The sequence below is a fragment of the Microbulbifer maximicatervae (SeqCode) genome (assembly GCF_056232625.1).
Genome location: NZ_CP174324.1, coordinates 4,988,666 through 5,003,328 on the forward strand (window position 1 = coordinate 4,988,666; position 14,663 = coordinate 5,003,328).

At 47.6% G+C, this 14,663-nt stretch carries 15 protein-coding genes and 3 tRNA genes; 7 read left to right on the forward strand and 11 right to left on the reverse strand.

The genetic code is table 11. The features are described from left to right. Positions 1-268: 268 nt before the first annotated feature. The 3 genes from ACJJI6_RS21675 to ACJJI6_RS21685 all read left to right on the forward strand — a co-directional run bounded on the left by ACJJI6_RS21675 (position 269) and on the right by ACJJI6_RS21685 (position 2,726). Positions 269-820 carry a putative adhesin gene (locus ACJJI6_RS21675; RefSeq protein ID WP_475712028.1) on the forward strand — a complete coding sequence of 184 codons (552 nt, stop codon included), beginning with the start codon at positions 269-271 and terminating at the stop codon, positions 818-820. Between the two features lie 554 nt (positions 821-1,374). Further along, complete coding sequence (locus ACJJI6_RS21680; protein ID WP_444896311.1) at positions 1,375-2,289, forward strand: zinc metalloprotease; 915 nt, start codon at positions 1,375-1,377, stop codon at positions 2,287-2,289. A gap of 35 nt (positions 2,290-2,324) precedes the next feature. Then, entirely contained in the window at positions 2,325-2,726 is a 402-nt protein-coding gene (locus tag ACJJI6_RS21685) for a hypothetical protein (RefSeq protein WP_444896312.1), read from the forward strand. Positions 2,727-2,804: 78 nt separating this feature from the next. Here ACJJI6_RS21685 and ACJJI6_RS21690 read toward each other — a convergent pair whose 3' ends face one another. The 3 genes from ACJJI6_RS21690 to ACJJI6_RS21700 form a co-directional block, all read right to left on the reverse strand. After that, positions 2,805-3,668, reverse strand: a complete 864-nt coding sequence (locus tag ACJJI6_RS21690; protein ID WP_444896313.1) for a DUF4396 domain-containing protein — start codon at positions 3,666-3,668, stop codon at positions 2,805-2,807. Between the two features lie 37 nt (positions 3,669-3,705). Continuing rightward, positions 3,706-4,305, reverse strand: coding sequence for a class I SAM-dependent DNA methyltransferase (locus ACJJI6_RS21695; protein WP_444896314.1), 600 nt, complete (start codon positions 4,303-4,305; stop codon positions 3,706-3,708). Between the two features lie 364 nt (positions 4,306-4,669). Beyond that, a complete protein-coding gene (locus ACJJI6_RS21700) occupies positions 4,670-5,683 on the reverse strand; it encodes a Vgb family protein (RefSeq protein WP_475712029.1) in 1,014 nt (337 codons plus the stop codon). Between the two features lie 407 nt (positions 5,684-6,090). Here ACJJI6_RS21700 and ACJJI6_RS21705 point away from each other — a divergent pair, with 407 nt between their 5' ends. Both ACJJI6_RS21705 and ACJJI6_RS21710 read left to right on the forward strand, forming a co-directional pair. Further along, positions 6,091-7,272: an MFS transporter gene (locus ACJJI6_RS21705; RefSeq protein ID WP_475712030.1), complete on the forward strand. Its 1,182-nt coding sequence runs from the start codon at positions 6,091-6,093 to the stop codon at positions 7,270-7,272. 197 nt (positions 7,273-7,469) lie between these two features. Beyond that, positions 7,470-7,544, forward strand: a tRNA-Cys gene (locus tag ACJJI6_RS21710). Positions 7,545-7,625: 81 nt separating this feature from the next. On the opposite strand, the gene ACJJI6_RS21715 is transcribed toward ACJJI6_RS21710, so the two are convergent. After that, positions 7,626-8,186, reverse strand: coding sequence for a disulfide bond formation protein B (locus ACJJI6_RS21715; RefSeq protein WP_475712031.1), 561 nt, complete (start codon positions 8,184-8,186; stop codon positions 7,626-7,628). A gap of 10 nt (positions 8,187-8,196) precedes the next feature. Continuing rightward, complete coding sequence (locus tag ACJJI6_RS21720; protein WP_444896318.1) at positions 8,197-8,352, reverse strand: DUF5993 family protein; 156 nt, start codon at positions 8,350-8,352, stop codon at positions 8,197-8,199. 428 nt (positions 8,353-8,780) lie between these two features. On the opposite strand from ACJJI6_RS21720, the gene ACJJI6_RS21725 reads away from it, so the two are divergent. Both ACJJI6_RS21725 and ACJJI6_RS21730 read left to right on the forward strand, forming a co-directional pair. Then, positions 8,781-9,488, forward strand: coding sequence for a SapC family protein (locus ACJJI6_RS21725; protein ID WP_444907459.1), 708 nt, complete (start codon positions 8,781-8,783; stop codon positions 9,486-9,488). A gap of 139 nt (positions 9,489-9,627) precedes the next feature. Beyond that, entirely contained in the window at positions 9,628-10,710 is a 1,083-nt protein-coding gene (locus ACJJI6_RS21730) for a sulfite exporter TauE/SafE family protein (protein WP_475712032.1), read from the forward strand. Positions 10,711-10,828: 118 nt separating this feature from the next. On the opposite strand, the gene ACJJI6_RS21735 is transcribed toward ACJJI6_RS21730, so the two are convergent. The 6 genes from ACJJI6_RS21735 to ACJJI6_RS21760 all read right to left on the reverse strand — a co-directional run bounded on the left by ACJJI6_RS21735 (position 10,829) and on the right by ACJJI6_RS21760 (position 14,644). Continuing rightward, positions 10,829-10,903: transfer RNA gene (locus ACJJI6_RS21735), tRNA-Gln, on the reverse strand. A 39-nt stretch (positions 10,904-10,942) separates the two neighbouring features. Continuing rightward, positions 10,943-11,019 (reverse strand) — tRNA-Met (locus ACJJI6_RS21740). A gap of 92 nt (positions 11,020-11,111) precedes the next feature. Continuing rightward, positions 11,112-12,065 carry a DMT family transporter gene (locus ACJJI6_RS21745; RefSeq protein ID WP_475712033.1) on the reverse strand — a complete coding sequence of 318 codons (954 nt, stop codon included), beginning with the start codon at positions 12,063-12,065 and terminating at the stop codon, positions 11,112-11,114. A 58-nt stretch (positions 12,066-12,123) separates the two neighbouring features. Beyond that, positions 12,124-13,215, reverse strand: coding sequence for a redox-regulated ATPase YchF (gene ychF / locus ACJJI6_RS21750; RefSeq protein WP_475712034.1), 1,092 nt, complete (start codon positions 13,213-13,215; stop codon positions 12,124-12,126). Between the two features lie 206 nt (positions 13,216-13,421). After that, entirely contained in the window at positions 13,422-14,018 is a 597-nt protein-coding gene (gene pth, locus ACJJI6_RS21755) for an aminoacyl-tRNA hydrolase (protein WP_444933993.1), read from the reverse strand. A 5-nt stretch (positions 14,019-14,023) separates the two neighbouring features. Next, positions 14,024-14,644, reverse strand: a complete 621-nt coding sequence (locus ACJJI6_RS21760; protein WP_413663073.1) for a 50S ribosomal protein L25/general stress protein Ctc — start codon at positions 14,642-14,644, stop codon at positions 14,024-14,026. Between the last annotated feature and the right edge of the window lie 19 nt (positions 14,645-14,663).

Consider the following 14,663-nt stretch of genomic DNA (forward strand, 5'->3'; position numbering starts at 1 on the left):
TTTTTTGGGTTTTTGTATGATGTTTGTTTCGCAGTTGTTGGTTTTTCTACTTTTTCTGATTATGGTTTTGCTTGAGTGAGAGGGTGGTAATGAAGGTTGGATTTCAATCGCTTACGTAGATTCTATTTCCATTGATCTAATTTTGTTTATCTGCAACTATTAAAAACAGTTAAGCCTAGCTTGAAATAAAGAATCTAAAATTTATGACCATGTCTTGGTGTTGTGGTCAAAAAATAGGTTCTGTAACCTTTGAATAATAGGGATTGTGATGAAAACCATTCAGTTTGGAAAAGTAATAATTCATAAAAAAGAGCAAGCCAATGGTAAAGAGGCGATTCTTTACGCACATGGTTCATATGATAAGGGATCTTTTGGCGAAGCCAAAGTGCCAGAGACATTAGCTCTGTACTTCTACTCCTTCCATGGCTCTGCATCTTCTGATCATGCAGTCAGAAGCTTGACAAAAACAGGTAAGCCTGCGGACGGAAAAAATAGTGTGGCAGATTTCGGAGCAAAGCAGTTTCTCAATATGGGATCAGGAAAAGTGCACTCTATAGCTGGTGGTGGTTCTGAGGTTTATAATTATAATCTTTCATATAATGAAAAAAGTCCTGGTCATATGGATAATATAAAAAAGGCATGGGAGAGCGGTCTTCATAATCATGATTTGATTTTGGTTGAAGAAGGAGCCCGTATTCATTTGGATGATGTCCTAAAAGTCATTACTGAAAATAAGCTAGGTTATAACAAGCTTCACTTTACTGCCTGCCGCTCGCCGAGCAGCGGAAATGATCTTAGCTCTCAAAAACAGTGGGGTTAATTTAGAGTAGAGTGTTGACTCTAGTTTAAAAACTGTAGAATTTATAAAGGCCACTTACCTTCATGGCCACAGAAGGTAAGTGGCCTTTGTTATTTGTGATTGGCCTTTTGAATTAGGTGCTCTAGTGGTTGGAATATCTTTTTATTGTTAGCCCCAGTTGGTGCGAGCTGTTTTTGCGATGATGTATCATAAAAAATATAACTGTCCGCTTTGTTGAAATAAAATTCGGTATTTTTTATTGGAATTTTACCTGTCAGTAATTTCAGGTTCCCCAATTTTTGTTCGCATTTTTAAGTGAGTTGCACCTTGTGTTTTCCGTGAGAGAATTTCATATGTAACTAATTTAAGAGAAAAATGTATCTGCTTTTTGTTTTTTGGGGTTTTTATTTTTTTATATTTACATTTTTTTTGTTGAACGTTACGCCTTGTTAAAGAGTTTGGTGTCATTATCATCAATTTAAGAATTGGTGCTATTGACAAAAGTTTATGGAAGCGTGGAAAGTTGGCGGGCTCTTATGGGAGTGTAAATAAATAATAAAATTAAGGCTTAGGTTATGAGAAAGACTGTTTCCAATATCTCGATAAAAACTGCTCTATCATTGTGCATGCTTGCTTCATCAACTATAGGTTTTGCTCAGAGTGTTTCTTCGGTTGAGGCTGCCAACAATAGCGTTGAGCTAAAGCGCTGCGGTACAGACCACCCATCAATTCAGGAAGCTGCATTAAAAGAGCAGCATTTTTCTACTCTGCGTGGTATATCAAGCGATAGAAGTGTGGCACACACATTGCGGCCCGCAGGTTCTGTAGAAGTTGATGTTTACTTTCATGTAATTACTGACTCAGCTAATAATGGAGCACTTTCTAATAGTGAGATTAATACGCAAATGGATGTGTTGAATGATGCTTACGCAAATACTCCATTTACTTTTAACTTAGTTTCAACCACTGTTACAGCAAATAATTCTTGGTATAACGTTGGTTACAATTCTTCGGCTGAGCAGTCAATGAAATCTTCCTTACGAGTTGGCGATGCCGGGGATTTGAATATCTATGTAGCTGAAATTAGTGATGGCCTACTTGGGTGGGCTACATTCCCAAGTAGTTACTCCTCTGATCCACTTGATGACGGCGTGGTAATTTTAACTGGTTCTGTACCTGGAGGTGATGCTGCGCCCTACAATGAGGGGGACACCTTAACTCACGAGGTTGGCCACTGGTTGGGTCTTTATCACACATTCCAAGGAGGATGTTTTGGCCGGGGGGACTACGTCTCAGATACCCCTGCGGAGAGATCGGCTGCTTATGGCTGCCCTGTTGGTCGGGATACCTGTACCAGGGGAAGAAATGCTGAAGGGGAAGATCCGGTAACTAACTTTATGGATTACACTGACGATAGCTGTATGTACGAGTTCACTGAAGGTCAGGCCACTCGCGCAGATGAACAAAGCGCGACTTATCGTGGTCTTTAACAGTTAAGGGGGGGCTTGTCCCCCCTTCTTTAATTATGAATAAAGAACATTATTTATTTTTAGTGCTGAGTTTATTTGTTTTTGCTAGCCCGGGTCTATTGGCTCAAAGGCTAGCTGTTCCAGAGTACGTGACTTGTAATCGAAACCAATTAACTTCATGGCAGGGAGATATCACAAAACTTGTGCGAGCGAAAGATGGAGTCATGCTTTGGATTGCTACTGACCATGGAACAAATGAGGTTCTAAACCTAACTATGCCAAATTGGAAGGAGGTTCTCGGGCAGTTCCGCATCCATGGCCGTAATTTTCATTCCAGCGATTGGGGGAAACTCATTGATACTAAGGGGAAGCTTAAGGTGGGAATGAAAGCGATTGTTTGGTTATGTAATACTGAAGGTATAAGCCCGGTAATCAATTGGCAGCCACCCTCAGGGTGAAATCTTACTATAGGCGGAGAAAGAAAATTTTTGAATCTTATGCTTAAGCGATTATTTTGAGTACATAAGGTTCTGAGATCAAAAGTATATTGGTGTGATTTTATCCGTGACATAAATTGCAAGAAATAGAACTATAAAAGTGCCCGCTATCCATATACTCGATTCCACTAAAGATAAAGAATACATTTCCATTTTAGGCGTTTCTGCTTGTGAGGTAGCATGGATGTGCGGTGCTGAATTTGAGGCGCATTCATGTGAGCAATGACCAAAATTGGGCGCGGCTCCATCTTTTCCCGGAAGAGTCATACATCCATGTTTTAAGTGATTTTTTACCAACCAATAGTTAATAGGGTAAGCAATGATACCCCCAACAATGGTTGCCAAGCTCATACGAAACCAAAAGGTAGCATTTGTTGGGTCTTCAGAGTGTGGCCATATGGAAGTCAGTATCACCATAGCGGGTATCATTCCAGCCATAACCATATTCATCGATACAGTTTCAGCAAAGAAAGTTTTACCCACTGCTTTTAAGTAGTTTCCCTGATACATACTTCGCATCATCAATGCCTGAAAAATAAACAAACCACAAACAAAGCCAGCCAAGTACTCAATTATGGAGTCCCATCCATTGGTGAGGCCCAGTGTGGGTACAATAGATGCTGCGATAAGGATCCCTGTTGCATCACCTGCAAGACAATGCATTTCGCTATTTACACTTTGCTTCCATGTGGCCCTAGTGAATTGATCGTGGCCGCCAGGAAAAGGACGGCGACAGGTGAGTAGGTAGAAGATTAAGCCGATAACACCGGTATAAAGAATTACTAATACCCAAGCCAGGCGCTGAACCCAGCTGGTTGGCGCATTAGTGATTGAGTCCCAAATAATAAAAACTAGGCTGAGACTCGTAAGAATAAACCAAACAAGCATTGCTCCGGTTAACATATAGGCTACCCATGATTGAGGGGGCGATATAAAACAATTATATCTTCTGAGCAATCAAGTAGGCGTGTAATTCTGGTGGTTGATCGTACTCCAGATGTCTACAAATACAACCAGATGAAATAAGAAGTTGTATAAATTTATTTGTGCCTAACGTAGAGTAGTATAATTCCGGTCCCATCGCATTATTCGTATGATAGTCCTCTTTATCTGTTCCACCAAAGGAGAATATTAGAACGCCTTCCTTGTTTAAGTAAGACGCTAGATTCCTTATTGTTTCCTCTTGTTTTTCAATTGGTATATGCCAGATGCTATCCCACGCACTTATAAAGTCATATTTTCTTGTGGCTTTCCACTTACATATATCCTCTAGATAGAAGTTGACAGTAGGGTGCTTATCCCTGGCGATCTCTATCATTTTCTCAGAAACATCAATTCCCTCGGGAGAAAATCCTTCAGTTAGCAGAAGCTCGATATGCCTTCCTGTACAACCACACCCTACATCTAGTGCAGAGCCTCTATTTTTTACAAAGCCAAGTGCCCGCTTATACTGGCTAATACCGTTGTTCCTGTTGAACTCTTTACGTTCCCATAGATGTGTGATGGTATCGTATGCTATCCCGGTTTGTTTCGGTTCCATAATTGTAAATTCTGTTTATGAGTTTTATATAATGATTGCTGCACGTTTTTTGTTTTTTAGATTCGTTAGAGTTTGATTTATTTGAGGCGAATACTTCAACACCTATAATTATAACGGTCGCCATGAGTATCCACGCGAGCCACTTCATGCCATTTTAAGCTAGTGTAACTTGTAGTGGGTTGCCAATAAGGTAATCCATCAATGGTTGCCTCATAAGGGCGCCGTGAATGGCTGTTAATAGAGCTGAAAAAATTAGAATTCTAAATGGAAGTCTGTATTTGAACAGTTTGTCCTGTATCAGGATATATAGAACTATTGCAGTGACGCCATACATCGATTGATGTCAATAGAGCTATATATGCTTCTATTTTGGTATTCCCTGGTCGATAAATCCAGAATCAACACCAAACCAAAAGCTTCCATCCATATTGTTAAAATACATATATCTTATATTTCCACCACTTGGAACTGGGGTCTTGCTTGTAAATTTCTCTTTTTCTGTGTTAAAGGCAAAAATGATATTTGGAACCTCTCCAGTATCAGCGAGCCAAAGTTGGTTATTGTTGTCCAGTGCTGTTCCGTAGGGGCGTGGATTCTTACTGGGTAGCTTCCACTCTTTAAACTCCTTGGTCGTCGGAGTATAACGCCCCAAATAGCCTTCTGGATAATCTACGTACCAAATATTGCCGGTAGGATCGATTTCCAGTCTGCGAGGGCGAGCATTTGGGCGTGGCAGGTTAACCTCATTTATGGTCATGGTTTTTGCGTCTACGCGAGCTAACTTATTGGTGCCGAATAGCGCTATCCAGGGGTTTCCCTGGGCATCAATCTTAATACCATAGGGGCGGGCATTAGCGGTTGTTGGGGTGACACTTAGAACTTTGCCACTCTGTACATTTAGCAGGCCTATGCGGTTACTTTGCTGGGCTGTGAACCAGATATTTCCCTCTCGATTGAAGACTAGCGTATGTGGGTCTTTGATACCTTCAGGCATTGGATATTGTTTAATTTGTCCATTATTGGTGTCTAATCGCCCAATATGCGCATTGCGATTACCTGCATACCAAACAATATCGTTTGAATCCACAATCAGGTTATGAGGATGAGTACCTTCAGGTATTTCATACTGCTTAAACTCTTCAGAAGTGGGTGTAAACTTCCCGATGTAGTTACCCGCTTGTCCACAGAACCAGACATTCCCTTTACTGTCCACATGCGGGTCTCTGGGGAGCCCCTCCCAAGGCACCTTCCATTCGTTTAATTTAAGTTTGTCAGGTAAGTTATCTTCTTGAACAACGGCGTTCGCCAGTAGGAAAGGGAGTGTGGTAAATAGCATGACTAAGGGAAGATGACAAATTCGCCAGGAATGAATACGCATTTTTCTCTCCAAGAGTTATCTATGTTAGTAATCAGTCATGCTGTGATATAAGGCGCCTAGATATATAGCATTTAAAGCATAGGTGAATTTAGGTTAGAGTTGTCTGACTCCAGTCATTATATGTAGTGAGCTGAGCTTCCTCATCTCATTAAAAATATATGATTTGCGGGAATTTATACATAATTAGATTGCTTGCTAATCTGCCAATTGGTAAGTCTTGTTCACCGATTTTTCGAGTAGTTAAGCAAGTGGTTGGTCTGTGTTACCACTATTTAGCAGCTTAATTAGTATTTAATTTTATGAGCTGCAATATTCTCGAAAAAACTTATTCTTCAGTACTATTTTTATAATTTTACAGTTGGATATTGAGGGCGTATATTGCAGGCCTTAGCTATAGGAGGTCATTTATGCTACAACGTCTTCGCCGGCCTGAAATTCTTTTGCTTATTCTGGCAGCTTCAATGCCGCTCTCATTTGCTGTTTGGAATACGCTACTTAATAACTTTGTCATTGAAAAGGCAGCATTTACCGGTGCAGATATTGGTTTGTTGCAAAGTGTGCGTGAGATACCTGGCTTTTTAGCCTTCCTAGTAGTCTTTGTTTTGCTTTTTGTCAGGGAGCAGAGGCTGGCGATAATCTCCCTGGTAGCAACTGGCCTTGGAGTGATGCTAACGGGACTGTATCCATCATTGACCGGGTTGTTACTCACTACACTTTTAATGTCTACCGGATTTCATTTTTATGAGACCTTGCAGACTTCCCTGGCACTCCAGTGGTTCCCCAAACAAACAGCAGCAGTTTGGATGGGGCGCATGGCTGCCGCAGGTTCCTTTGCTGCGCTTCTGGCTTATGGTTTGGTGTGGGGTTTAATGAACTTCGCAGGTTTGGATTATTCCTGGGTTTATCTAATTGGTGGTGGCGCGACCATTGTCATTGCTTTAGGTGCCTGGGTCCTTTTCCCTCAGTTTGCTCAGCCCCACAGCCAGCACAAGAAGCTTATTCTGCGAAAACGCTATTGGCTCTATTATGCGCTCACGATGATGAGTGGGGCTCGCAGGCAAATCTTTATAGTATTCGCTGGTTTTTTGATGGTGGAGAAATTTGGATACAGCGTGGGGGAGGTTGCTGCTCTCTATACGGTAAACCATTTACTTAATTTGTATATCGCACCGAAGATCGGACAGTTTATCGTTCGGTTTGGCGAGCGCCGTATCCTAACTTTGGAATATATTGGTTTGATACTGGTATTTGCGGGTTATGCGCTGGTAGAAAGTGCTGCGCTGGCGGCGGCATTATATATTGTTGACCATTTATTCTTTTCTATGGCAATTGCGATTAAAACCTACTTCCAGAAGATAGTCGACGAGCGGGATATCGCGGCTTCGGCTGGAGTCAGCTTTACTATTAATCATATTGCCGCAGTAGTTATCCCTGTAGTATTTGGCTTGCTGTGGCTTGTCTCTCCGCCAGTGGTATTCTTTGCGGGGTCTTTAATGGCCTTAATTTCTCTTGGGTTGGCACAGCTGGTTCCAGAGCAGCCGTTGCCCGGTAATGAGGTTAGGGTTGGGCAGTATTCTGGGGCTACCTAGAAAGAGTTGAAATGGAGTTTTTGTTCCATTATCCTTGGCGGCAACTTAAACAAGACTGTTTACTATGAAATACGCGCAAGAACTTCTTTCTATATGTTGCTGCCAGGCAACCTGCGTGCTTCTGTAAATTTATTCGGAAGCGTTTTTTGCTTCCGTAGAGTCAAAGAACCCGGAGCGGAAGCGCCGGGTTTTTTTATGGCCAGGTGGCAGAGAGGAAATGCGACGGTCTGCAACACCGTTTTTCACCGGTTCGAATCCGGTCCTGGCCTCCATCTATTCTGTTGATCTATGGATATATGCTTGGCAAGCTGTCTTTTGTATAGCCATACCCCTTTTCTTTTCTCAGCTTGCTTTTAAATTCCGTCGATAGCGCCAAAGAGCCAATAGTTGTCTGGATTATCCGGGCAGACAGTAGGTCCACACTCTGCGAAAGTTATAAATATATTAAGTGCGGTAATTGAAAATGCAGTTACGATGGCCATTTTTCCGAGAGCTCCCTGATCGCGGAAACTGATAAATATGGGTTTTCCATATTGCTTATCAAATGCACCGATAATCGCGATGCCAATAATTGTCATGTAGAAGATAATTAGTGCCCAGGTGTAATAGTGATATCCCATTAATGGATCGCCATAACCTGGCGTTCCGGGAATAACATGTAGGCTGACTTGGCGCAGTGCGGTAGCGGCGCCAAATAGCGCTGACAGTGTAGCCAGGCTGTAATGTAGTGGGCGATTGCCATAGAGTACATTTAGCATCAGGCCAAATAAGACTCCTGTGAGCCCAATCCGTTGAAGTAAACAGAGAGGGCAGGGCAGTTCTCCATTCACTAATTGAAAGTACTCTGCGGCGACGAGTACGGCACATACGGCAAGTATGCCCAGTGCATTAAGCTCTCGAAATATTTGCCCCATTCACCCTCCCCTACAAGGCTAAGTTGAGATTGTCGCCGGTGTGATAGCCTAGCCAGGCGATGCTTGATATCAAGGCAAAAATGAATGTTGCGGTTGCTAGGGTGTGGTAATTCTTCACGGCTAGAGACATTGCTAGGAGGTAAAAAATGAATAGTAGGCTCATCATAGTGAGGCGCCCCTCGGTTTTGACATCAAACTCACTCCAACCACTTCTTCAATCGTATAAAAAAGCACCACTTGTTACGATAGCTGTAGAGGTGAGGGAGGGCTGATACAGGTAATGCGCTACCTGTCAGGGTTGGCTAACTAATACTCGATTCGTTGATTTTGAAGGTTGCCGGGTCATTTTAAGGGGGGAGCAGTGAATTTAATTGGTTCGACAGTCTTGAATTGTGTGAATTTAACCAAATAAATTTGTCTTTAGATTAATGTTGGTGGACTTTGTTTGCCAGTTGGGCTTCTTCCCTGTTTAATGCTGGCTTTGGTTTCCGGCGACTGTCGGGAAGCACTTGTCATCGTAGATGCGTAGAAGAGTGGTACGTTAGGGTATCTCTGAAAATTTAGTAACTATAAAAGTAGCTAGGAGTTGTACTTATGGCACAGATCAAAGCTTTGGATAAAAAGGCACATGCCAACCTGAAACTCACCCAGGACATTACTTTTGACCATGTAAGCGGTAATCACATTTTGCCGCTGGTGGTTCAGGAAATCGTACAGGCAGCCCAGAGCTACCCGATCCTGTTCGTTAAAGACCAGAATACTGACCAGTTTAAAGTTGTGGCGCTTACCGGTCTGCGCCCCGGTGAAAACCTGTTCTCTGGCGCTGATGGCTGGAATGGCAGCTACATTCCTGTACAAGTGCGCACTTACCCGTTTGTTTTGGTGAAGAATCCAGACAACGCTGATCAGGCTGTTCTGTGCATCGACGAAGACTCCAAGATGCTGAGCGACTCTGAAGGTGAAGCGCTGTTCGATGGGGAAGGCGAGCAAACTGACTTCCTGAAGAATCGTGCTCAGGCAGTGGTTGAAACTGCACAGCGTGTTGCAGTGACTGAGTCTTTTATCGAGTTCCTGGTCTCCAAGGACTTGCTGACCCAGAAGAAGCTGACTTTGCGTGTTAGCGAAGATGATAAGCCTTACGATCTGACAGGTTTCTTTGTTATCGATGAAGAGAAGCTTAACAAGCTGTCTGATGAAGACTTCCTGGAACTGCGTAAACGTGGCGCCCTGCCGGCAATCTACGCCTCTATGATGTCCTCTATGCAGGTTCAAAACCTGATTCGCAAGAAGCGCTTGAACTAATCGCGCTTTGCCCGGCAGCTGCGGCTGTCGGGCGACCCTCCTGACCGGAATAGGCGAACTCGCCAAATCTTGTCTTGATCCCATCTCACGCTCGTACCACTATTGTCTCCCTCTGACGCTTTAGCTCACAAATAATAAGATGAAAAACGTGGCGCGATTCTCTCTTCGCTATTGGCTCGCTTGGTTGGTTCTGTTTTACGGTGTTTGGTTGTTCCTGATTTTACAGGGCGAGAACCTGGCCCTGGCGCTCGAGCATTGGTCCATGGCGCTGGCGATGGCGCTGGGTAGCTATGCCGCAGGTTCTACGCCGATGGGTGGCGGCACAGTTGGGTTTCCCGTGCTGGTGCTGTTTTTTGATATGCCGGCAAGCCTGGGTCGCGACTTTAGTTTTGCGGTTCAGTCGATAGGGATGGTCAGCGCCAGTTTGTTTATTCTCTGCCGACGCCAGCAGCTGGCTTGGTCGATGTTGCGGGGGGCGCTGCTGGGCTCCCTATTGGCGACTCCCGCCGGTATCCTGCTGTTTGCCCCTCTGATACCCGAACTCTGGGTGAAGCTCTCTTTTGCGGTCCTGTGGGGTAGTTTTGGTGTTTTTCATTTGTATCGCCTCAGCGAAATTACTGATTGTGAGCACGCGGGGGACCCCCAGTGCCCGACTGATTTTCGTGTCGGCTTGCTATTGGGTGCTTTTGCCGGATTTTGCGTGGTGGCAGTTACCGGTGTGGGTGTGGATATGCTGGTGTATGCGGCTCTTGTGCTATTGAGCAGGGTGGATCTCAAGGTGGCGATCCCTACATCCGTGGTGATCATGGCATTTTGCTCGGTACTCGGAGTAATAGTGAAGTCGCTGGCGGGAGATTGGCAGCCTGGGGTGTTTGGGAATTGGCTGGCGGCAGCACCGGTAGTGGCCCTTGGGGCGCCTCTGGGCGTTTTTGTCGTTAGTTTGCTGGGACGCAAGCCGACCCTGTTGATTGTGGCCTTCCTGTGCGTTGTGCAGCTTGTGTGGACCTGTATGTCCGAGAGTGAGGCTATGAAGGGATATGGCGGTCCGCTAGTGCTGCTGGCATTGCTGTGCTGCCTGGCGGGCTTCGAGTGGCTGCGGGCCCTGGGTTTGCGCAGGGAACAAGTGCGAACGCCTGCAGCAACTTCAGTTACTACTGCCCTTGAGCCCGATAGAGCTGGAGTGACAGTTGTGGAAGCGAATGGTGTGGTGCTGCCGGAGTAGTTGATTTTTGGATAGCGTTCGCGGACGAGTTCTGGCGAGCTATTCGCAGAAGCAGATAAAAAACGGTTGCGTTTTTGATTGCTGCCCAGACTTGGGCCTGCTAGATAATTTGGGAAGATGGCTGGGGCGGAAGGATTCGAACCTTCGCATGACGGGATCAAAACCCGCTGCCTTACCGCTTGGCTACGCCCCAGTTTCAAGTTTCACAAAGAATAGTCTTTGTGATTTGAAATGGTAGCAAGGGGGAGACTCGAACTCCCGACCTCAGCATTATGAGTGCTGCGCTCTAACCGGCTGAGCTACCTTGCCATTTCTTTTGTTGTCTCGGCTGTCCCGAGGGCGCGCATTATTAAACGATGGGCCGGGGGTGTCAACACTTTTTTTGTATTCTTTTCAGATAGTTAGCGATTTTTTTCATCTGATGCCCGGGACTGCTCAGAACCGCGCCTGGAACTGATTGCGGCAAGGGCGGAACCGAATACTACGGCGCCAGCGCCGGCCCAGCTGATCCAGTTGAGCGGCTCAACTGCAATATAGTCGGGCCAGATAGAGCTGATCAGCGTACTGAACAATAGGGTGATGACTGGCACTAATGACAGGGTTGCGCTGACACTGGATGCCTCCCAGTGCGCTAGTGCCTTGCTAAAAGCCCCATAGGCGATCAGCGTATTGGCGGTAAGAAACGCTAAAAGCGCCCACTCGAGCCAGCCCAGGTGGGAAACCTTCATTGGCTCCGCCATGGGCAGGAAGAACAGGGTCCCTGCGATATAAATCACTACCAGTAAATCCTGGGGTGTTGCGCGGCTCAATATTTTCTTCTGGAAAAAACCGTAAATAGCCCAGGTGACAGCGGCGATCAGGATATAGCCGAGCCCTAGCAGGTATTCGCCGCCGGCGCCACTGGTCAGCTCTTCCAGGCGCTGGTTAAAAAATAACAGCAGCCCAATTACTACCAGTACTACGCCGCTCCACTGGCGCGGAGAGAAGCGCTCTCCCAGCCAAAGCACACTGGATATCAGTAGAAGCAGGGGAGCCAGCTGGATCACAACCTGGGCGGCACCAGGGGTGATGTAATTGAGTCCACTGGCGTAGGCGAGGTAGTTCACCAGGAGGCCGGCAACGGCGAGGAAGGTGAAAAGCAGCAAGCCGCGACTGAATAGTGGCTTGAGTTGTAGTTTACGCGCCTGTCCGTAGTAGACGCCTGCTAACAGTGCTGCACCGGCAAAGCGATACCAGGTGGCGGTACCGGGACTGATGTATTCGAGAAGCCCTTTGAGGGCAATGGGCAGGGTTGCCCACATAAATACGGTAATCAGTGCCAGGGGCAGGCCGACTTTCCAGTTTGATTGAGCCATGGAATTTACACGGGTGGGCGTGCCTCCCCGGGGCGGGGAGGCAAAAAAGGAGAGGTGGTTAGACGTTAAAACGGAAGTGGATTACGTCGCCGTCGGCGACAATGTAGTCCTTGCCTTCCAGGCGCCACTTACCCGCGTCTTTAGCGCCGGCCTCACCATTGTTATCAATGTAATCGCTGTAGCTGATCACTTCTGCGCGAATAAAACCCTTTTCAAAATCGGTGTGGATTTTACCGGCGGCGTTGGGAGCGGTTGCGCCCAGTGGAATGGTCCAGGCACGAACTTCTTTCACGCCAGCGGTGAAGTAGGTGTGCAGGCCCAGCAGTTGGTAGCCGGCGCGGATCACACGGTTCAACCCCGGCTCTTCCATGCCCAGTTCTTCCAGGAACTCCTGCTTCTCTTCGTCGTCCAGCTCGGCAATTTCCGCTTCGAGCTTGTTGCAGATAGGTACCAGTACCGCGTTTTCTTCAGCGGCGATGGCAGCTACAGCATCCAGGTGCGGATTGTTCTCGAAGCCATCTTCGTCCACGTTAGCGATATACATGGTGGGCTTGATAGTGAGCAGGCTCAGTTCGCGCAGGTCCGCCAGTTCGTCTTCTGAAAGCTCGAAAGAGCGCAGCGGTTTGGCTTCATCCAGGTGTGGCTGGATTTTTTCCAGCAGCGCCTTCATCTTGATCGCGTGCTTGTCCTGCCCCTTGGCAGCGCGGGTAAAGCGCTGTAGGGCCTTTTCCACAGTGTCCAGATCGGCCAGGGCTAACTCGGTGTTGATCACCTCGATATCCGCTACCGGGTGTACCTGGTTGGCGACGTGGATAACGTTATCGTCTTCGAAGCAGCGCACAACGTGGGCGATAGCGTCGGTCTCGCGGATATTGGCGAGGAACTTGTTACCCAGGCCTTCCCCCTTGGAGGCGCCCGCAACCAGACCGGCGATATCGGTAAATTCCATGGCGGTGGGAATGACCTTTTCCGGTTTGACGATCTCAGCCAGCTTGTCGATGCGGGGATCTGGTACCGGCACGACACCGGCATTGGGTTCGATGGTGCAGAAGGGGAAGTTTTCCGCATCGATACCCGCTTTGGTCAATGCGTTGAATAGGGTGGATTTGCCCACATTAGGTAGGCCGACAATACCGCAAGTAAAACCCATGGTGATATTTTTTCCGTTTGCCCGAGGCGCATACAGCGCGCTCTGCTAATTGCGTTTGAGGTCCGGTAGTGGTTGCGCTGGCGGGATTTTGGATGGGCGGGATGTCTCGGCCACCACAGGGTCCGGGCCAGCCGGGAAAATACCGGCAATTTAGCGCAGCACACTATCGAGATTTCCGCGGCAAAAGGCAAGCCGGCGGGTGGGATCTATTTGTTGGTGTGCAGCGTTTTCATGGCTGCGCCCCAGTCGCCGGAAGCGGCGGTGGGCAGAACGTCGATCGAGCGATCGATCGCATCAGCCAGTGTTTCCTGTTCCGCCCTGGGGGCTCGCTGGAGTACAAACCGGGCCACTTCGCTCGAGCTGCCGGGGTGGCCAATGCCGAGTCGCAGGCGCATAAAGTTTCGGTTGTTGCCCAGTGCGGCAATGATATCCCGCAGGCCGTTGTGTCCGCCGTGACCGCCGCCGGCTTTCAGGCGCGCGGTACCGGGGGCTAGGTCCAGCTCATCGTGAGCGACCAGAATGGCTTCCGGGGGAATCTTGAAGAAGTTCGCCAGTGGGCCGACAGATTGGCCGCTGCGATTCATATAGGTGGTGGGAATCAGCAGCCGGATATCCTGGCTGCCGACTCGCACACGGCCAGTGAGGCCGTGGTACTTGCTGTCGAGGCTGAGCTGGGTGCCTTGTTGGCGGGCCAGCTCGACAACAAAGTCGGCACCGGCGTTGTGTCGCGTCCGATCGTATTCCGGTCCGGGGTTTCCCAGGCCGACAATCAACTGGATCGGAGTATCCGGTGCCGCAGCCAAGGCGATTACTCTTCGCCTTCGCCAGCTTCGGCTTCAGCTTCTACAGCGCCGCGAGGCTTGTGGATAGAAGCTACAACCAGGTCGTGGTCTGCACCGTGGCTCAGTGCCACAGACTCAACACCTTCCGGCAGTTTCAGGTCGGAGATGTGCAGTACGCCGTCCATTTCCAGGTCGGCTAGGTCCACTTCGATGAACTCAGGCAGCTTGCCGGCAGGAGCGTTAACTTCCAGCTCGGTCAGGGTGTGGGAAACGATACCGCCAGCCTTAACACCTTTGCTGCTCTCTTCGTTCAGGAAGTGCAGAGGTACTTTAACGTGTACTTTGGTGTTGGCAGATACACGCTGGAAGTCGATGTGCAGCAACAGGGCTTTAGCCGGGTGACGCTGCAGGTCGCGCAGGATAACTTTCTCTTCTTTGCCGTCTACGTCAACAGTCAGCATGGAGGAGAAGAAAGCTTCGTTTTCCAGAGCTTTGGTCAGGTCTTTGTGCAGCACGGAGATAGAAGCAGGCTCTGCTTCACCGCCGTAGATGATGCCGGGTACACGGCCTTCCAGGCGACGCAGGCGGCGGCTCGCACCTTTCCCTTCATCGCTGCGGGCAATGGCGTTCAATTTAATATCAGACATGGGATAAACCTCGGGTTGT

Bases quoted from the DNA above. Each gene is read 5' to 3' on its own strand.
- ACJJI6_RS21675 (WP_475712028.1), top strand. From the start codon at position 269: ATGAAAACCATTCAGTTTGGAAAAGTAATAATTCATAAAAAAGAGCAA.
- ACJJI6_RS21680 (WP_444896311.1), top strand. From the start codon at position 1,375: ATGAGAAAGACTGTTTCCAATATCTCGATAAAAACTGCTCTATCATTG.
- ACJJI6_RS21685 (WP_444896312.1), top strand. From the start codon at position 2,325: ATGAATAAAGAACATTATTTATTTTTAGTGCTGAGTTTATTTGTTTTT.
- ACJJI6_RS21690 (WP_444896313.1), bottom strand. From the start codon at position 3,668: ATGTTAACCGGAGCAATGCTTGTTTGGTTTATTCTTACGAGTCTCAGC.
- ACJJI6_RS21695 (WP_444896314.1), bottom strand. From the start codon at position 4,305: ATGGAACCGAAACAAACCGGGATAGCATACGATACCATCACACATCTA.
- ACJJI6_RS21700 (WP_475712029.1), bottom strand. From the start codon at position 5,683: ATGCGTATTCATTCCTGGCGAATTTGTCATCTTCCCTTAGTCATGCTA.
- ACJJI6_RS21705 (WP_475712030.1), top strand. From the start codon at position 6,091: ATGCTACAACGTCTTCGCCGGCCTGAAATTCTTTTGCTTATTCTGGCA.
- ACJJI6_RS21715 (WP_475712031.1), bottom strand. From the start codon at position 8,186: ATGGGGCAAATATTTCGAGAGCTTAATGCACTGGGCATACTTGCCGTA.
- ACJJI6_RS21720 (WP_444896318.1), bottom strand. From the start codon at position 8,352: ATGATGAGCCTACTATTCATTTTTTACCTCCTAGCAATGTCTCTAGCC.
- ACJJI6_RS21725 (WP_444907459.1), top strand. From the start codon at position 8,781: ATGGCACAGATCAAAGCTTTGGATAAAAAGGCACATGCCAACCTGAAA.
- ACJJI6_RS21730 (WP_475712032.1), top strand. From the start codon at position 9,628: ATGAAAAACGTGGCGCGATTCTCTCTTCGCTATTGGCTCGCTTGGTTG.
- ACJJI6_RS21745 (WP_475712033.1), bottom strand. From the start codon at position 12,065: ATGGCTCAATCAAACTGGAAAGTCGGCCTGCCCCTGGCACTGATTACC.
- ychF (WP_475712034.1), bottom strand. From the start codon at position 13,215: ATGGGTTTTACTTGCGGTATTGTCGGCCTACCTAATGTGGGCAAATCC.
- ACJJI6_RS21760 (WP_413663073.1), bottom strand. From the start codon at position 14,644: ATGTCTGATATTAAATTGAACGCCATTGCCCGCAGCGATGAAGGGAAA.